Origin of the sequence: Cupriavidus sp. H19C3 (assembly GCF_049393815.1) — a bacterium.
GTDB lineage: Bacteria > Pseudomonadota > Gammaproteobacteria > Burkholderiales > Burkholderiaceae > Cupriavidus.
In genome coordinates, this window is the sequence record NZ_CP184986.1 from 1,582,467 (window position 1) to 1,600,039 (window position 17,573).

At 64.8% G+C, this 17,573-nt stretch carries 15 protein-coding genes; 4 read left to right on the forward strand and 11 right to left on the reverse strand.

The annotated features are described in order from the left end of the window. Positions 1-520 precede the first annotated feature (520 nt). The 3 genes from DFLDMN_RS26675 to oxlT form a co-directional block, all read right to left on the reverse strand. Positions 521-745 carry a hypothetical protein gene (locus DFLDMN_RS26675; protein WP_423198750.1) on the reverse strand — a complete coding sequence of 75 codons (225 nt, stop codon included), beginning with the start codon at positions 743-745 and terminating at the stop codon, positions 521-523. A gap of 225 nt (positions 746-970) precedes the next feature. Beyond that, positions 971-1,930 (reverse strand): LysR family transcriptional regulator, encoded by a 960-nt coding sequence (locus tag DFLDMN_RS26680; RefSeq protein WP_423198751.1) that lies wholly within the window; start codon positions 1,928-1,930, stop codon positions 971-973. A gap of 134 nt (positions 1,931-2,064) precedes the next feature. After that, positions 2,065-3,411, reverse strand: coding sequence for an oxalate/formate MFS antiporter (gene oxlT, locus DFLDMN_RS26685; protein ID WP_423198752.1), 1,347 nt, complete (start codon positions 3,409-3,411; stop codon positions 2,065-2,067). Between the two features lie 222 nt (positions 3,412-3,633). Between oxlT and DFLDMN_RS26690 the strand changes: the two genes are divergently transcribed. Next, positions 3,634-4,680, forward strand: a complete 1,047-nt coding sequence (locus DFLDMN_RS26690; RefSeq protein WP_423198753.1) for a LysR family transcriptional regulator — start codon at positions 3,634-3,636, stop codon at positions 4,678-4,680. Between the two features lie 111 nt (positions 4,681-4,791). Further along, the gene (locus tag DFLDMN_RS26695; RefSeq protein WP_423198754.1) at positions 4,792-5,097 is read left to right on the forward strand and encodes a LysR family transcriptional regulator; all 306 of its coding nucleotides are present in this window, start codon (positions 4,792-4,794) and stop codon (positions 5,095-5,097) included. A gap of 1 nt (position 5,098) precedes the next feature. On the opposite strand, the gene frc (DFLDMN_RS26700) is transcribed toward DFLDMN_RS26695, so the two are convergent. After that, complete coding sequence (gene frc, locus DFLDMN_RS26700) at positions 5,099-6,331, reverse strand: formyl-CoA transferase (RefSeq protein WP_423198755.1); 1,233 nt, start codon at positions 6,329-6,331, stop codon at positions 5,099-5,101. Positions 6,332-6,701: 370 nt separating this feature from the next. Here frc (DFLDMN_RS26700) and sucC point away from each other — a divergent pair, with 370 nt between their 5' ends. Then, positions 6,702-8,000: an ADP-forming succinate--CoA ligase subunit beta gene (gene sucC, locus DFLDMN_RS26705; protein ID WP_423198756.1), complete on the forward strand. Its 1,299-nt coding sequence runs from the start codon at positions 6,702-6,704 to the stop codon at positions 7,998-8,000. After that, the gene (sucD, locus tag DFLDMN_RS26710) at positions 7,988-8,860 is read left to right on the forward strand and encodes a succinate--CoA ligase subunit alpha (protein ID WP_423198757.1); all 873 of its coding nucleotides are present in this window, start codon (positions 7,988-7,990) and stop codon (positions 8,858-8,860) included. Before sucC ends, sucD begins: the two co-directional genes overlap by 13 nt. A 153-nt stretch (positions 8,861-9,013) precedes the next feature. Here sucD and DFLDMN_RS26715 read toward each other — a convergent pair whose 3' ends face one another. From DFLDMN_RS26715 to DFLDMN_RS26745, 7 genes are all read right to left on the reverse strand, one after another. Continuing rightward, on the reverse strand, positions 9,014-9,460 hold the full coding sequence (locus DFLDMN_RS26715; protein ID WP_423198758.1) for a PAS domain-containing protein: 447 nt from the start codon (positions 9,458-9,460) through the stop codon (positions 9,014-9,016). An 85-nt stretch (positions 9,461-9,545) separates the two neighbouring features. Further along, the gene (frc, locus tag DFLDMN_RS26720) at positions 9,546-10,796 is read right to left on the reverse strand and encodes a formyl-CoA transferase (RefSeq protein WP_423198759.1); all 1,251 of its coding nucleotides are present in this window, start codon (positions 10,794-10,796) and stop codon (positions 9,546-9,548) included. Between the two features lie 62 nt (positions 10,797-10,858). Then, positions 10,859-12,592 (reverse strand): oxalyl-CoA decarboxylase, encoded by a 1,734-nt coding sequence (gene oxc / locus DFLDMN_RS26725; protein WP_423198760.1) that lies wholly within the window; start codon positions 12,590-12,592, stop codon positions 10,859-10,861. A 275-nt stretch (positions 12,593-12,867) separates the two neighbouring features. Next, positions 12,868-13,665 (reverse strand): fumarylacetoacetate hydrolase family protein, encoded by a 798-nt coding sequence (locus DFLDMN_RS26730; protein ID WP_423198761.1) that lies wholly within the window; start codon positions 13,663-13,665, stop codon positions 12,868-12,870. Positions 13,666-13,782: 117 nt separating this feature from the next. Further along, positions 13,783-15,054, reverse strand: a complete 1,272-nt coding sequence (gene frc, locus DFLDMN_RS26735; protein WP_423198762.1) for a formyl-CoA transferase — start codon at positions 15,052-15,054, stop codon at positions 13,783-13,785. Positions 15,055-15,302: 248 nt separating this feature from the next. Further along, positions 15,303-16,061 carry a GntR family transcriptional regulator gene (locus DFLDMN_RS26740; RefSeq protein WP_423198763.1) on the reverse strand — a complete coding sequence of 253 codons (759 nt, stop codon included), beginning with the start codon at positions 16,059-16,061 and terminating at the stop codon, positions 15,303-15,305. 287 nt (positions 16,062-16,348) lie between these two features. After that, complete coding sequence (locus DFLDMN_RS26745) at positions 16,349-17,365, reverse strand: 2-dehydropantoate 2-reductase (RefSeq protein WP_423198764.1); 1,017 nt, start codon at positions 17,363-17,365, stop codon at positions 16,349-16,351. Between the last annotated feature and the right edge of the window lie 208 nt (positions 17,366-17,573).

Below are 17,573 nucleotides of genomic sequence, written 5' to 3' on the forward strand. Positions count from 1 at the left end.
GCGTCGCTGTCCCGCTCCGCCGCCCGCAATCGTGCGCGTGCCGCATGAAACGCGGCGTGCTCTGCGCGCGGTCTTCGTTGCCGATCAACGAGTTAGCACAGCCTGGCAAATCAATGTCGCGCCCCTCGACCGAGCGTGCGTAGACACGCGCTCGCAGCACGCTGCATACCCTGATAGGGAAAGTCCTAAGAAGCGGACAAGTGTTCTCGATGCTGAATGTTTGGACGTTCAGAAGCGACAGGAATGGATGCGGACAAATCGCCGTGCCTGCGAGCGGACCTGAGATCGGGCGCGCAGGGGCGGAAAGAGATGTATGAGCGACGGGGAGAAGCCCCCGGGAGGCAGGGAGAGACGGCCGTAAGCTTTGGATACTGCATCAAGCCTGTTGCATCGATGCGGCGGTGGCATCGATCCATGGAGTTGCCGGCCGTAACAAGCTCCACACTACGGGACTACGCACTACGGGACGACAGGCTGCGTACCACGCACGGAGAGACCGCGTGGCAACCGCCGGCAAGGCTCAGGCGCGTGCCAGGGCCGGTTGCAGCGCCGGGGTGGCGGCCACGGGACGGGTGCGGCCAACACCGTTCGAAGCTTGCGAGGCGGCGCCCAATCCGGCAAAGCGGCCATGTTCCTGCGCGGTGGTCAGCGTCGACATCGGCACGCGGGTGGCAAGCAGCCAGGTCACGGCAACACCGAGGGAAACCAGGCCAAGGGCAAGGACGGTCAGCAGAGCGGCATTCATGGAAAACTCCTAAGTGAGGTAGGTCAAGGAGTTTTCATTATATGCTGCAACGCACAGCGTGTAAATATCTTGTATGTAATATATCACGAGAGCTTTCCCTCTAAGTGCACATAAAGCAACAACGCACCCCTAGGGGTGCGTTGTCAGTCTCTTAGAGGCGGCGTTTTCGTGTGCGAATATCGCTGCAGTGGCCGAATTCGTCCAAAAAGTCCGTGCGGCACTGCGTCAGACGGCCTCCGGCGCCAATATCGGCGGACGGCCGGCAGCGGCCTTCTGTGCCGCTTCCTTCTGCTGCCCCTGGTCGTATTCCTGCGCGCGCAGATTGTCCCAGACCGCGGCCGCATTGGGCTTGAGCGACCGGCTCTTGCGGCGCACCAGCATCACCGTCGACGTCACCTGCGGCCGCAACGGCCGCAGCACCGCGGCAGGCGCCATGCCGGCCGCCTGCGCACGTGCCGGGACCACGCCGATGCCGAGACCCATTGCCACCATGCCGAAGATCGCCGCGAAATGCCCCAGCACCTGCAACGTGCCTGGCCGCACGTGATAGGTCGAGAGCGCACGCTCGACCGCGGGTTGCACGCCGGAGTTCTGGTCGAGCGTGAGTACGGTCGCGTCGGCGAGCTCCCCCCACCCCAACGACTCGCGCGAGGCGAGCGGATGCTGCGATGGCAGCACCGCATGGAGCGGATCCACGCACAGCGGCTCGCAATACAGGTCGTCGCACGGCGTGGGATTGCTGGCGATGCCGAAATCCACCTCGCCGCTGCGCACGCTCTGCAGCACACCGTCGTGCGAGCGGTCGCGCAGCGTGATGCCGATGCCGGGCCAGGCGCTGCGGCAGCCGGCCATCCACGCCGGTACGCACATCGACGACAGCACCGGATCGGTCGCGATCTGCACCATGCCCTGCGAGGGCTTGGCCGTGCCATGACTTTCGCGCAGCGTCTGCTCGACTTCCTCGATCAGATGGCAGATCCGTTGCGACAAGTGTTGACCTGCATCGGTCAGCTCCACCTGCCGCGTGGTGCGATCGAACAAACGCTGGTCGATTTCCTCCTCGAGTTCCCGCACGCTACGGCTGATCGCCGATTGCGTGAGGCCCAGTTCGGCAGCGGCGCGGGTAAAGCTCTTCTGCCGCGCCACCGCTGCGAAGGCCTTCAATTGGGGAAGCGAAACATTCATGGTGCCGCTCCTTGTTCTGATGCCGCATTGTCGTAAAACGTCTAGTCGGTTTGGTCGGCCCGTTCCGACTTCTCATGAGTACGGGCGCCCGCAGGCGCCCGCGTTGCCTGGGCGTGCACGCCCGAAGCCTGACCTTACTCGCCCTTGCCGGTCGAGAAGCCTGCGAGATAGGTACCGTTGTCGCCGACCGTCTGTGCATGCATCGCGTGCCCGGTAATGAAGCGGCGACGCATCGGCTGCAGCAGGAACTTTGCCGCCAGACCCGCCGCCACCGTCATCACGGCCGCCACGGTGAACACCAGGCCCCAGCCGCCATGGTGCGAGAGCACCGAGGCCACCGGCACCAGCATCGCGGCCGTGCCCTTGGCCGTATAGAGCGTGCCGGCGTTGGCGGCGGCGTACTTGCTGCCGAACGTATCGGCGCACAGTGCCGGGAAGATCGAGAAGATCTCGCCCCAGAACAGGAACGTCAGCGCCGCGAAGAACATGAACCAGTACGGGTTGTGGCCGAACTCCATCAGCCCGATCAGCGACAGCCCTTCGCCGATGAAGATGAAGAACATCGTGTTCTCGCGGCCGATGCGATCCGAGATGAAACCGCACAGCGGACGCGTCAGTCCGTTGCACAGGTTGTCGATCGAGAGCGTCATGGTCAGCAGCGGCAGCGTCACGCCGAGCAGCGTCATCGGCATCTTGGCAAAGCCGAAGTCCTTGGCGATCGGTCCGATCTGCGCCGTGGCCATGATGCCGCCCGCCGCCACCGCGACGAACGAGGCATAGATCAGCCAGAACACCGGCGTCTTCACCATCCGGCCCGGCGTGTATTCGACCGGGTTGGTCAGGATCGACTTGTTGGCCTGGACATGCTTGGGCGGCTGCGGCTTGACCAGCAGCATCGCCATCACAAAGATCAGTACGCCCTGGAGGATGCCGAACGTGAAGAACGTATGCTCATAGCCGGACTTCTGGATCATGTTGGCGATGGGAATCACGGTCAGCGCCGAACCCGCGCCAAAACCCGCCGCGGTCAGGCCCGCGGCCAGGCCGCGCCGGTCCGGGAACCACTTGAGCGCGTTACCCACGCAGGTGCCATAAACACCGCCGGCACCGATGCCCGCGACCACCGCGGCCGCATAGAGCATGGTCAGCGAGTTGGCATAGGAGTTCATCACCCAGGCCAGGCCCGCGCAGATCGCGCCGCATGCCACTACCGGGCGCGGCCCGAACTTGTCCACCAGCCAGCCCTCGATCGGCACCAGCCAGGTTTCGGTAACGATGAAGATGGAAAACGCGACCTGGATGGCAGACTCGCCCCAGTGATGCGCGGCGTTCATCGGTGTCACGAACAGGGTCCAGCCGTACTGGAGGTTCGCCACCAGGCCCATGCAGAGCACGCCGATGAAGAGTTGAAACCAGCGGTTGCGCAGCAGGCCGCCATTGGAATTGCCCATAGCGGGGCGTGCCGCATCGACGTGCGCCATGTCTTGTCTCCTTGCATTAGTGTCCCGCGCTCTGATGGCGCGCATGTCGGGCCCCGGCCAAGGTGGGGAGAGGCCCTTCTTTCTTCACTACTGAATGAGCGCGCCTGACATTGCGGCACGTTGCATTGGTGGATTGATGCTACTTCAAACTTAGATCAGCACAGCATAAAGTTTTTTATTATGATCATTGACGATCCTTTATAGATTGCAGGAATTCGTGCAATGAAGAATGCCACGCTGCGGCAGTTGAAGGTGTTCGAGACGGTCGCCCGTCACCTCAGTTTTTCCCGTGCCGCGGAAGAGCTGCATCTGACGCAACCCGCTGTTTCCACACAGGTTCGGCAACTCGAGCTGCATGTCGGGCTGCCGCTGTTCGAGCAACTCGGCAAGCGGATCTATCTCACGCCCGCGGGTACCGAGATGCTGCATTACAGCCGCAGCATCATTCAGCAATTCCGCGAAGCGGAAGATGCGATGGCGCAGCTTAAGGGTATATCCGGAGGCCGCCTCAACGTGGCGGTCATCAGCGCCGGCGACTACTTCTTTCCGCGCCTGCTGGCCGAGTTCATGAATCGCCATGAAGGCGTGACGCTCAATCTCGCGGTGCACAATCGCGAGGAACTGCTGCACCAGCTCGCCGGCAATCTTACGGACCTCGCGGTCATGGTGCGCCCGCCCGAGGATATGGACACGATTGCCGAATCGTTCGCGCCGCACCCGTATGTCATCGTGGCCGCGCCGAACCATCCGCTCGTGGGTCAGCGTCATGTCCCGCTGGCCGGCCTGACCGAGGAAGCGTTCGTCTCGCGCGAGCGCGGCTCCGATACCTGGAACTCGATGCAGGAGGGTTTTGCGGGACGCCTGTCGAACCTGCGCATCGCCATGGAGATCAAGAGCACCGAAACCATCAAGCAGGCCGTGATCGCCAACATGGGCATCGCCTTCCTGTCCGCGCATACGGTCGGGCTCGAGCTGCAGGCCGGCAAGCTGGCGGTGCTCGATATCCAGGGCTTTCCGGTCATGCTCAACTGGTATGTGGTGCATCGCAAGAACAAGCGCCTGCCGCCCGTGGCGCTTGCCTTCAAGCACTTTCTGATGGAGGAAGGCGCGCGGCTGATCCAGCAGATCACCGGGGTGGAAGGGCTCATCCGCCATCAGGAGCCAGCGCCAGGCCGGCGTACCGTGCGCGACGGCGGCAAGCGCTCTCAGGTTGGGCCGGGAGCGGGAACGGGAACGGATGGCCCGCGATCCATAAACGATACCTTATGATTTTTCGATGAAACTTTAATTATCGTAAATCATTCGTCGCCCCTAAGCTTGTCTCCATGAACACGCCACCCTCACGTGGCGCCCCCGGGTACAAAGACTAAGGAGACGACCATGACCCAACTCCAGACCGCCTCGCACGCCGCCCTGCTCGACGGCACGGAAGCCATCCGCGTGGATCGCGACATGCAGCTGTCCGCATTCAACGCCGCATTCGCCGAACTGGGCCTGCGGTTCCGCTGGGACATGGCCATGTTCGACTGGCTGTGCGGCATCGAATGCGAAAAGACGCGCGTGTGCCGCTATATCGAGCAGTATCACGCTCACCTGCTTACGGCCTACGACCCGGGCTTCCTGAGCCAGCTGATCTTCGACAAGAAGAACGATTACCTGCGCGCGATGTACGCCGGTGTGAACTGATTCAGACCGCGCCGGCCGCCTTCAACGCGGCGATCTGGGCCGGCGTGCGGCCCAGCCAGTCGAGAATCTCCTCGGTGTGCTCGCCCAGCAGCGGCGAGCGCTCCACCACCACCGGCGAGGCCGACAGCTGGATCGGACAGCCGAGCTGCACGTACTTGCCGCGCTGCGGATGATCGAGCTCGACGAGGTAGCCCCGCTCGTAGAGCGAGCCGTCCTCGATCAGGTCCTTCATCGACAGGATCGGGCCGCACGGCACCTCCACCTCGTTGAGGGCATCCATTACCTCGAACTTGGTCCTGGTCCGGGTCCATTGCTCGATGATGCCGAAGCATTCGTCGAGGATCTTCAGGCGGGCTTCCGGCGTGGCGAACTGCGGATGCGTGATCAGGTCCTCGCGGCCGCACAGCCGCATCAACGGTTCCCAGCCCTGCGGCTGGATGATGACGTACACATAGTCGTTGGCACCGCCCGGCGCGCAGCGCAACGCGGCACCGGGCTGGCCGCCACCCGACGCGTTGCCGGCGCGCGGCACGCAGTCGCCGAACTCCGCGTTGGGATATTCGCGAAGCGGACCATGAGCCAGCCGCTGCTGGTCGCGCAGCTTGACGCGGCACAGGTTGAGCACGGCGTCCTGCATCGCCACTTCCACGCGCTGGCCGCGGCCGCTGCGCTCGCGCTGCAGCAGTGCGGCCAGGATCCCCACCACGCAGTGCACGCCCGTGCCCGAATCGCCGATCTGCGCACCCGTTACGGTGGGTGCCCCGTCCTCGGTGCCCGTGGTACTGGCCGCGCCGCCCATGCACTGCGCCACGTTCTCGTAAGCCTTGCAGTCGACGTACGGGCCCGCGCCAAAGCCCTTGATCGAGGCGTAGATCAGGCGCGGATTGAGCGCGCTCAGACGCTCCCAGCCAAAGCCCGCCCGGTCCAGCACGCCGGGGCCGAAGTTCTCGACCAGCACGTCGCAACGCTGCACGAGGTCGTCCAGCACGGCCCTGCCCTCCGCCGTCTTCATGTTCAGCGTCAGGCTGCGCTTGTTGGAGTTGAGCATCGTGAAGTACAGGCTATCGGCATTGGGCACGTCGCGCAGCTGGCTGCGCGTGATGTCGCCGCGCCCGGGCAGCTCCACCTTGATCACGTCGGCGCCCAGCCAGGCCATCAGCTGTGTGGCCGAAGGGCCGGCCTGCACGTGCGTCATGTCGAGAATGCGGACCCCTTCCAGAGCCTTGTCGTTCATGCGTGTCTCCTTGAATCTTCGCGCGCGCAATCTCTGGTGCGTCTGGTGCGTCTGGTGCGTCTGGTGTGCGTGGGGTGCCCGGGATGTCAGCACCATGGGTGTGCGTGGCATCTTGCCTGATAAGGTATGTGATATACCAGAACACAACAAGAAGAAAATGCAGCGTTTGTCCGACTTTCGATTCCGCAACGCAATGCCACTGCGGACGACCCTGCGCACCCGTTTTCCCCACGCACAGTCCTGAATTTTCTATTGATATATTACATACGGTATTTTACGCTGCGAGAACGAGCAGGCGCTACCAGACCTGCGGCACCCGGCACAGGCGATTTCGCCGTGATTGCGATCGCCATCCCTACCGAGGAGACATGTGAATATCCACGAATACCAGGCCAAGGAACTGCTCAGGCGTTATGACCTGCCCGTGCCCCGCGGCTGCGTAGCCTTTACCCCGGACGAGGCCGCGCATGCCGCGCGCAAGCTTGGCGGCCCGGTCTGGGTGGTGAAAGCGCAGATTCATGCGGGCGGCCGCGGTGCCGGCCACTTTGTCGACGAAACTGCCGATCGCACCGGCGACCACGACCTCGACCACGGCGTCGGCCACAACCTCGGCTACAACCTCGGCGCGGGCGGCGTGCACGTGGCGACGTCGATCGACGAGGTGCGCGCCAGCGCCGCGCGCATGCTGGGCAAGACGCTCGTCACGCGGCAGACCGGCCCGGCCGGCCGCATGGTGCGGCGCGTCTATATCGAGGCAGGCTGCGATATCGCGCGCGAACTCTATCTGGGCATCCTGCTCGATCGCGCCACGTCGCGCGTCACGATCATGGCGTCCACGGAAGGCGGCATGGCGATCGAGTCGGCCGCCGCGCACAGCCCCGAGAAGATCCTCAAGGTGGCGATCGATCCCGCCGTCGGCATGCAGCCGTTTCATGCGCGCCGGCTGGCCTACGGCCTGGGACTGGCCGGCGAGCAGATCGGCGCGGCCGTGCGTTTCATTCAGTCGGCGTATCGCGCGTTCACCGAGCTCGATGCCTCGGTGGTCGAGATCAATCCGCTCGTGGTCACGCGCGGCGGCGACGTGATGGCGCTCGACGCCAAGTTCGACTTCGACGACAACGCCCTCTTCCGCCATCCGGCCATCGAGGCCATGCGCGACGAGAGCGAGGAAGACCCGGCCGAAGCCGAGGCCGCCAGCCATGGGCTCAACTATGCGCGGCTGGACGGCAATATCGGCTGCATGGTGAACGGCGCCGGTCTGGCGATGGCCACCATGGATATCATCCGGCTCCATGGCGGCGCGCCGGCCAGCTTCCTCGACGTGGGCGGGGGTGCCACGCGCGAGCGGGTCGCCACCGCGTTCCGGCTGATTCTCGCCGATCCCAACGTCGAGGGCATCCTCGTCAATATCTTCGGCGGCATCATGCGCTGCGATGTGATCGCCGAAGGCGTGCTGGCCGCCGTGCGCGAAGCCGACCTCACGGTGCCGCTGGTGGTGCGGCTGGAAGGCACCCATGTCGAGCTCGGCAGGCAGATCCTGCGCGCCGCGGAACCGCCGGTCATCGCGGCCCACGACCTCGCCGACGCGGCCGCGAAAGTGGTGGCCGCCGTGCGTGCCACGCAAAGGTGCCACGCAAACCACAGGAGTCCACTGACATGCCCGTGCTGATCGACCACAACACGCGCGTCATCTGCCAGGGTTTTACCGGCGCGCAGGGCACGTTTCATTCGGCACAGGCGCTGGCCTATGGCACGCGGATGGTGGGCGGCGTCACCCCCGGCAAAGGCGGCGCCATGCACCTGGGTCTGCCGGTGTTCGACACCGTGGCCGCCGCCGTCGATGCCACCGGGGCCGAGGCCACGGTCATCTACGTGCCGCCGCCGTTTGCCGCCGATGCCATCCTGGAAGCGGCAGACGCCGGCGTCGCGCTGATCGTCTGCATTACCGAAGGCATTCCCGTGATGGACATGGTGCGCGTCAAGCGTGCGCTCACGGCATCCGGCAGTCGCCTGATCGGTCCGAATTGCCCTGGGGTGATCACGCCTGGACAATGCAAGATCGGTATCATGCCGGGCCATATCCATCGGCCGGGCAGGATTGGCGTGGTGTCGCGCTCGGGCACGCTGACCTATGAAGCCGTGGCGCAAACCACCGCGGCGGGGCTCGGACAGTCGACATGCATCGGCATCGGCGGCGATCCGGTCACCGGCACCGACTTTATCGACTGCCTCGAGATGTTCCTGGCCGACGATCAGACCGAGGGCATCATCATGATCGGCGAGGTCGGCGGGTCGGCGGAAGAAGACGCGGCGAGCTTCCTGCGCGAGGCGCGCACGCGCAAGCCCGTGGTGGGCTTTATCGCCGGCGCCACGGCACCGCCGGGACGCCGCATGGGGCACGCCGGCGCCATCGTCTCGGGCGGCACGGGCACGGCGCCAGCGAAGATCGATGCGATGCGCGCGGCCGGCGTTCATATCGCGCGCTCGCCCGCGGAGCTCGGGAGCTGCATGGCGGCGGCACTGCGGTGACGTGGTAGCGCGGCAGCCCCGCCGCGGCGTGCACATCCAGCGCACACCGCACACACCGCACGCACACCGGTCGCGAGCAAACAAAAAAGGCCAGACAAGACGTCTGGCCCCGGTTCCTGCCGCCGCAACCTCGCGGCCGCGGCCGCCGCTCCCTCAGGCTGCGCCGGCCGCGGCGCTCACCTTGGCTTCCAGTTCCGTCAGCCGCTTGCGCAGCGCCCGTTCTTCCTGGAAGCGCGCGGTCTCGTCGCGGATCACCGCCACGATGCCGGTGATCTCGCCGCCGTTGCCATGCAGCAGCGCCACGGTAAAGGCGATCGACATCGCATCGCCGTTCTTGTTGACCGCCGGAACCTTGAGCAAGTCGTGGCCGTAGCGGGTCTGGCCCGTTGCCATGGTCTTGTCGTAGCCCTCCCAGTGGCGCGCGCGCAGGCGCTCGGGAATGATCAGGTCCAGCGACTGGCCCATGGCTTCCTCGCTGGTGTAGCCGAACATGCGCTCGGCCGCCGGATTCCACAACGTGATGGCGCCGTCGGCACCGGAGATGATGATGGCGTCGCCGATGGCGGACGCCAGCTGTTCATAGTCGATCGCAGCCTGCATGGTCTTTCCTGAGGAAATCGGGGTGGCAACCGTCGCCACCCCTGGGTCTGGCTGTGTTACGTCACCGCTGTTCTACGTCACGCACTCAGATCACCTGTGACTCGCGCAGGCGGGCGATCTCCTCGGCGTTGTAACCCAGGCCGGCCAGCACTTCCTCGCTGTGCTCGCCCAGCAGCGGCGAACCCGTGATGGTCGGCTTCATGGCCGAGAACTTGATCGGGCTGCCCACGGTCAGGTACGTGCCACGTTCCTTGTGCGGGACTTCCACGATCGAGCCGCTCTTGCGCAGCGATTCATCCGCCGCGATCTCCTTCATCGACAGCACCGGTGCGCACGGAATATCGAACTTGCGCAGGATGTCCACCGCCTCGTACTTGGTCTTGTCGGCGAGCCACGCCTCGATGGTGTTGAAGATATCGAAGATGTGCGGCTGGCGTGCCTTGGCCGTACTGTAGTTCGGGTCGTTGATCCACTCTTCCTTGCCCAGCGCCTTGCAGATCGGCTCCCAGGCATGGCCCTGGATGGTGAAGTAGATATACGCGTTGGGATCGGTCTCCCAGCCCTTGCACTTGAGCACCCAGCCCGGCTGGCCGCCGCCGCCGGCGTTACCGCCGCGCGGCACGACGTCGGTGAACGTGCCATGCGGATATTGCGGATACTCTTCCAGGTAGCCCTGGCGGTCCAGGCGCTGCTGGTCGCGCAGCTTCACGCGGCACAGGTTCAGCACGGCGTCCTGCATCGAGACGGCAACCTTCTGGCCCTCGCCCGTCTGCTGGCGGCCGATGATCGCGGTCAGGATGCCGATGGCCAGGTGCATGCCGGTGTTGGAATCGCCGAGCGCGGCGGCGGACACGGTCGGCGGGCCGTCCCAGAAGCCGGTGGTCGACGCGGCACCGCCCGCGCACTGCGCCACGTTCTCGTAGACCTTCAGGTCTTCATAGTGGTGACCGTCGCTGAAACCCTTGACCGATGCCACGATCATCTTGGGGTTCAGTTCCTTGATGCGCTCCCACGAGAAGCCCATGCGATCCAGCGCGCCCGGGCCGAAGTTCTCCACCAGCACGTCCGACTCGCGGATCAGCTGCTCGAGGATCTTCTTGCCATCCGGCTTCTTGGTGTCCAGCGTCAGCGAACGCTTGTTGCTGTTCAGCATGGTGAAGTACAGCGCGTCCGCATCGGGAATGTCGCGCAGCTGCGTGCGCGTGACATCGCCGGAGCCCGGACGCTCGACCTTGATGACATCCGCGCCGAACCAGGCGAGAAGCTGCGTGCAGGCAGGGCCGGCCTGGACGTGGGTAAAGTCGATGATCTTGATGCCGTTGAGTGGGAGGTTCACGTTCGCTCCTATTGGATAGAGGGTGAAGCTGAGGTGGTTTCGGGAATTGGCTCTGGTATCGCTTACTTCTTGGCCGAGCTTTGCGGATTCAGGTTGGTCAGGCGACCGCTCTCGGTGCCGGCCGCGGGGTCGATGACCGCGTTGACCAGCGTGGGCCTGCCCGACTTCAACGCCTCGTTGACGGCGGCTTCGAGTTCCGCCGGCGTGGTGACGTTGTGGCCGACACCACCGAATGCTTCCATCATCTTGTCGTAGCGCGCGCCCTTGACGAACATGGTCACGGCCGGATCCTGTCCCCCGGTCGGGTTCACGTCGATGCCCTTGTAGACGCCGTTGTTGTTGAAGACGACGATGCAGATCGGCAGGTTGTAGCGGCAGATCGTTTCCACCTCCATGCCCGAGAAGCCAAACGCGCTGTCACCGCACAGCGCGAGCACCGGCTTGCCGGTTTCCACCGCCGCGGCAACCGCGTAGCCCATGCCCACGCCCATCACGCCCCACGTGCCCACGTCCAGGCGCTTGCGCGGCTCGTACATGTCGATCACGGCACGGGCGTAGTCCAGCGTATTGGCGCCTTCGTTGACGAACGGAATGCTCGGGTTGGCCTTGACGACATCCTTCAGCACGCGCAGCGCGCTGTGGAAGTTCATCGGCGATGCGTCCTTGGCCAGGGTCTCGGCCATCTTGGCCAGGTTCTTGTCCTTGCGCTGGTCCACCGCGTTCAGCCACTCGGCGGCCGGCCTGGCAAAGTCGTTGCCGATCTTGTCGAGCATGGCCGCCACGCACGAACCGATGTCACCGACGACCGGCGCTGCGATTGCCACGTTGCTGTCCATTTCGGTCGGCGAGATATCGACCTGAATGAACTGCTTGGGGCCGCCCCAGGTCTTGCCCTTGCCGTGCGACAGCAGCCAGTTCAGGCGGGCGCCGACCAGCATCACCACATCGGCTTCCGCCAGTACGTACGAGCGCGCGGCCGAGGCCGATTGCGGATGCGTATCGGGCAGCAGGCCCTTGGCCATCGACATCGGCAGGTACGGGATGCCGGTCTTCTCGACCAGCGCGCGGATATCGGCATCGGCGCGTGCATAGGCGGCGCCCTTGCCCAGCAGGATGAGCGGACGCTTGGCGTTCTTCAGCAGCCCGATGGCACGATCGACGGCATCCGGCGCGGGCAGTTGGCGCGGGGCCGGGTCGACGACCTTGATCAGCGAGTTGCGGCCGCGCTCGGCTTCCATCGACTGGGCCAGCAGCTTGGCCGGGAGGTCGAGGTAGACCCCGCCCGGGCGGCCCGACACGGCAGCGCGAATGGCACGCGCCACACCGACGCCGATGTCTTCCGCGTGCAGCACGCGGAACGCGGCCTTGGCGTGCGGACGGGCGATCGCCAGCTGGTCCATCTCTTCGTAATCGCCCTGCTGCAGATCGACGATCTCGCGCTCGCTCGAGCCGCTGATCAGGATCATCGGGAAGCAGTTGGTGGTCGCATTGGCCAGCGCCGTCAGCCCGTTCAGAAAGCCGGGCGCGGAGACGGTCAGGCAGACGCCTGGTTTCTGCGTGAGGTAGCCGGCAATCGCGGCCGCATTGCCCGCGTTCTGCTCGTGCCGGAAGCTGATGACGCGCATGCCGTTGGCCTGCGCGAGGCGGGCCAGATCCGTGACCGGAATGCCGGGCAGGCCGTAGATGTTTTCGATGCCATTCAGCTTCAGCGCGTCGATGACCAGATGAAAACCATCGATCTGGGCCTGTTGTTCTTCGGCGGCGTGACGCTGCAGCTCGTTTCCGACTTCTGCCATGGTTGCATCCTTCTATACAAATTGACGGGGATTGGAAAACTTCTGCTTCAGGGTGTCTTCAGCGGTCGTGCTCGCGCCCCGCCTTACTACGTTGGACTTCACGATGTCTCCTCATTGGACGAGTCGTACAGGCGATCTTGTGAGAATACGGTATGTGATATATCTCGAACGCGCAAGCCATTGGTGTGAACTTTCGTCGATGCGCCGCAGCATTTGCCCCGAAATTACGCAACCTCTAAGGGAAAGCCCTTAGCAAAACCCCTCTCGGTGCGGGTTCACCCCTCGTCCGCCTGGCCGCGCACGTGGTTCACCAGCGAACCGATGCCGCCAATCGACACCTCCACCACCGCGCCGTCCTTCATCGATCCAACGCCGATCGAAGTGCCCACGGCGATCACATCGCCGGGCATCAGCGTGAGGTCGCGCGACAGCAGGCTGACCTGCTCCTCGGGCGAAAACACGATGTCGGACAGCGGGTAGTTCTGGCGTTCGACGCCGTCGAGGCGCGTCACCACGCTGGCGCTGCGCCAGTCGAAGCCGGTCACGATGGCCGGACCGATGCAGCCGAAGGTGTCGGAGCCCTTGGCACGCGTCCATTGCGGGAAATTGGGGTCGGCGTTGAGCAGCTCGGTCGCCGTGACGTCGTTGACGATGGTGTAGCCAAAGATATGCGCGGCGGCCTCGCTCAGCGGCACATCGCGGCATGCGCGGCCGATCACGATGCCGAGTTCGCCTTCGTAGGCAATCTTGCCGGTGTACCCGCGCGGCCGCCGGATGGCGTCACCGGGGCCGGCCAGCGAGCTGGCCGGCTTGAGCAGGAACAGCGGATGCACGGGCACCGCTTTTTCGAGCCGGGCGGCCAGCGCGTGAAAGTTGTTCCACAGCGCGACGATCTTGCCCGGCTGGCACGGGGCCACCAGTTCCAGCGAGGCGTAGCTGTAGGTCTTGCCGGTGGGACGGGGCTCGGCATAGCCGGGGCCGTCATATTCGATGACGCGATCGGCATCGCCGTCGTCGAGCCGGCCGTAGGTGATATCGCCGTCAGGACGGCGGAAGCGAATCCAGGTTTGCACGGCAGAACTCCTCCGGCAGGTGCGAGCGTGCCGCACCTGCGCATTCAGCGAGAGTTGGGGAGGCCCCTGGTCAGGGGCGCAGCAAGACCGGCGCCGGCCGTAGCCATGCGCCCGGGATCAGATCGCGCCTGCCAGGCGCAGCGCCGCGATCTGGGACGGCGACCGTCCCAGCCATTCCAGAATCTCGTCGGTATGCTCGCCCAGCAGCGGCGAGCGTTCCACGTTGACCGGCGAGGCGGACAATGTGATCGGGGAGCCGAGCTGCACGTACTTGCCGCGCGTGGGGTGCTCGAGCTCCACCAGGTAGCCACGCTCGTACAGCGAGCGGTCCTCGATCAGGTCCTTCATCGACAGGATCGGGCCGCACGGCACATCGACCTCGTTGAGCGCATTCATGACCTCGAACTTGGTGCGCCCGAGCGTCCACTGCTCGATGATGCCGAAGCACGTGGACAGCTTTTTCAGACGCACTTCCGGCGTGGCGAATTCCGGATCGGTAATCAGGTCCTCGCGGCCGCACAGGCGCATCAGCGGCTCCCACCCCTGCGGCTGGATGATGACGTAGACATAGTCGTTGGCACCGCCCGGCGCGCAGCGCAACGCCGCACCTGGCTGGCCGCCACCCGATGCGTTGCCGGCGCGCGGCACGTGGTCGTCGAACTGCTCGTTGGGATACTCGCGCAGCGGACCCGCGCCGAGGCGCTGCTGGTCGCGCAGCTTCACGCGGCACAGGTTGAGCACCGCGTCCTGCATGGCGACTTCCACGCGCTGGCCGCGGCCCGAATGCTCGCGCTGCAGCAACGCGGCCAGGATGCCCACCACGCAGTGCACACCCGTGCCCGAGTCGCCGATCTGCGCGCCGGTCACGGTCGGCATGCCGTCGGCATCGCCCGTGGTGGAGGCGGCTCCGCCCATGCACTGCGCCACATTCTCGTACGCCTTGCAGTCCTGGTACGGGCCCGGACCGAAGCCCTTGATCGAGGCATAGATCAGGCGCGGATTGAGGTCCTGGATATGGTCCCAGTCGAAGCCCGCGCGAGCCAGCACGCCGGGGCCGAAATTCTCGATCAGCACATCGCTCTGCTGGATCAGGTCTTCCAGCAGCGCCTTGCCCTCCGGCGTCTTCATGTTCAGCGTCAGGCTGCGCTTGTTGCTGTTCAGCATGGTGAAGTACAGGCTGTCGGCATTGGGCACGTCGCGCAACTGGCTGCGTGTGATGTCGCCGCGGCCGGGCATCTCCACCTTGATCACATCGGCGCCCATCCAGGCCATCAGTTGGGTCGCCGATGGGCCGGCCTGCACATGGGTCATGTCCAGGACGCGGATGCCGTCCAGGGCTTTGCGTTGCTCCGTGCTGGGGGTCTGACTGGGGTGATGGGCCTCGGCCATGCTGGTCTCCTGAAGGGGTATCCTTGCGCTGTTGACATACAGTATGTGGTATATCACGAAGATGCAAGAGGGTTGAAACCCCTATCGGGCAAGTTTTTGCGCTGCGCTGCAGCAATATGCGCAGGACCCGGCGGCGGACGGTGGCATGGCGCGCGTCCGCACGGGGAGGCGGGTCAAAAGAAAAAGCCCCAACGACCCGAAGGTGTTGGGGCTGGGAGAACCTTTCAGGGTCCAGGCGTTCAGTGCCCTCAGTCGAGGAAGTCGCAGTTCTTTTCGACGTAATCGGCCAGGTCGAGCGAATGCTGGCGCACCAGCCGTTCGGCCAGTTCGGTATCGCGCGTCTCCAGCGCCTCGATGATGCGCAGGTGGTCGACGATCGAGCGTGCCGCGCGGTCGCTCTGCGAGATCGTCATTTTCCGGATCGCGCGCACATGGACAAAGATGTTCTTGATCTGGTCCATGATGATCTGGGACTTCGACAGCTGCACGATCGCCTGGTGGAAAGCGATGTTGGCGTCGGAGTATTCCTCGATATGCTCGGCCGGCGTGGCATCGCGGAAACTATCGAACATATGCCGCAGCTTGCTGATTTCGGCATCGGTCGCATGCTGCGTGGCGAGGCGCGCAGCCATGCTCTCCAGCGCGGCCCAGACCTGGATCATCTCGACGATCTCGCGTTTGGTCTTGCGCGTGATGTAGATCCCGCGCCGCGGCACCGTGCGCAGGAACCCTTCCTGCTCCAGCAGCGTCATGGCCTCGCGGATGGGAGTGCGGCTCACGCCCAGCGCTTCGGAGAGGACGCGCTCGTCGAGCCGTACTTCTTCGCGCGACTGGTAGATATCGGCGTCGGCAATGGCCTGGCGCAGCATGGCGTAGGCCTGGTCGCGCAGGCTGGCGCCCGCATTGATCGGCTGCAACGACAGCGACAGGCCGGGGGGCTGTGCGCCCTGCGAGGGGTGCGACTGGGCGCCTTGTGGCTGGACTTCGGTTTGGCTTTGGGCAGACATGAATGCACTCGTCAGTGGCCGGTACCCCGGACGCCGGTCTGGCATCCGATAGCACTCGTCCCGTGAACGTCATAAGGCCAGTTTGGCATGGCGTCATACGTTCCGCTCATCAATTTGGCGTATTGTCGCATCACCCGGATGGACAAGGGACGAAACCGGCCTGTCGTATATGGTATATCACAACGAAGGCACTGCTGGGGGCGCCTGCTGGCGATGCGCGATGCCGGGATGCACAACCTGGGCGCATTGTCGAGGCGCATTGTCCTCGCCACACACTATTCTCGCCGTCAGGCAGCCTTGGCGACGGGGACCGGCACCGCACTGCCCGCCAGGGCGACCTGGGCCATGCGGTCGCGCTGCTTGATCAGGCCCAGCACTGCATCGATCATCGGCGTCGGCTGCTGGATCAGCCGGCCCATCTCCTGCACCACGGTCAGCAGCGGGTCGATTTCCATGGCGCGGCCGGCCTCCAGGTCCTGCAGCATCGACGTCTTGTGCGCGCCCACCGCGCCGGCGCCATCGATACGGCGCTCGACATCCACGCGAAAATGCACGCCAAAGCGCTCGGCGATGTCCTTGGCTTCCAGCATCATCTGGCGCGACAGCGCGCGCGTGGCCGGGTCGGACGTAATGATGTCGAGCGTGCCATGGGTCAGCGCGCTGATCGGGTTGAAGCACAGGTTGCCCCACAGCTTGAGCCAGATCTCGTCGCGGATGTTGTCGCGCACGGGCGCATCGAGATCGGCGGCAACCATCATCGCGGCCAGCCGCTCGACGCGTGCCGAACGGCTGCCGTCCGGCTCCCCGATCGGGAATTTCTTGCCGTAGACGTGACGGATCTCGCCCGGTGCAACGATCTCGGCGGCCGGATACAGCACGCAGCCGATCGCGCGCTCGGGCCCGAGCCCCTGCCACTGCTTGCCGCCCGGGTCCACGCTCTCGAGCGTGGTGCCGGCGAATTCGCCGCCATGCTTGTAGAAATACCAGTAGGGAATCCCGTTCACACCGGTTACCACCGCCGTCTCGGGACCGAGCAGCGGCTGCATCAGGTCCACCACGCCCGGCACCTGATGCGCCTTCAGCGTGATGAACACGTAGTCCTGCGGCCCCAGTTCGCGCGGATCGCTGGTGCAACGGACCTTGGCCACGCGCTCCTCTCCTTCAATCTGCAGGCGCACCCCGTTGGCCTGCATCGCGGCCAGGTGCGGTCCGCGCGCGATGAAGCTGACGTCGGCCCCCGCCAGGGCCAGCTGTGCGCCCATATAGCCGCCGATGGCCCCGGCGCCGTAGATACAAATCTTCATGCTTGGTCTCCTCGTAGCGTGTGATGGTATGTTTTGATATATCACATACTATATTCCAGAAGACGCAAGGACAACCTCAATCTTTCCCTCGCCAGCCGCGTTCGAGAGTGGTCTGTCAGACATTGCCTGGTACGCCCCGGACCGGCGCTGCGTTACCATCGCGCTGTCACCATCGTGCTGTCGTCCGCTTGCCACCCGAGCCCCCACC

Coding starts and splice junctions, on each gene's coding strand:
- DFLDMN_RS26675 (WP_423198750.1), bottom strand. CDS start 745: ATGAATGCCGCTCTGCTGACCGTCCTTGCCCTTGGCCTGGTTTCCCTC.
- DFLDMN_RS26680 (WP_423198751.1), bottom strand. CDS start 1,930: ATGAATGTTTCGCTTCCCCAATTGAAGGCCTTCGCAGCGGTGGCGCGG.
- oxlT (WP_423198752.1), bottom strand. CDS start 3,411: ATGGCGCACGTCGATGCGGCACGCCCCGCTATGGGCAATTCCAATGGC.
- DFLDMN_RS26690 (WP_423198753.1), top strand. CDS start 3,634: ATGAAGAATGCCACGCTGCGGCAGTTGAAGGTGTTCGAGACGGTCGCC.
- DFLDMN_RS26695 (WP_423198754.1), top strand. CDS start 4,792: ATGACCCAACTCCAGACCGCCTCGCACGCCGCCCTGCTCGACGGCACG.
- frc (WP_423198755.1), bottom strand. CDS start 6,331: ATGAACGACAAGGCTCTGGAAGGGGTCCGCATTCTCGACATGACGCAC.
- sucD (WP_423198757.1), top strand. CDS start 7,988: ATGCCCGTGCTGATCGACCACAACACGCGCGTCATCTGCCAGGGTTTT.
- DFLDMN_RS26715 (WP_423198758.1), bottom strand. CDS start 9,460: ATGCAGGCTGCGATCGACTATGAACAGCTGGCGTCCGCCATCGGCGAC.
- oxc (WP_423198760.1), bottom strand. CDS start 12,592: ATGGCAGAAGTCGGAAACGAGCTGCAGCGTCACGCCGCCGAAGAACAA.
- frc (WP_423198762.1), bottom strand. CDS start 15,054: ATGGCCGAGGCCCATCACCCCAGTCAGACCCCCAGCACGGAGCAACGC.
- DFLDMN_RS26740 (WP_423198763.1), bottom strand. CDS start 16,061: ATGTCTGCCCAAAGCCAAACCGAAGTCCAGCCACAAGGCGCCCAGTCG.
- DFLDMN_RS26745 (WP_423198764.1), bottom strand. CDS start 17,365: ATGAAGATTTGTATCTACGGCGCCGGGGCCATCGGCGGCTATATGGGC.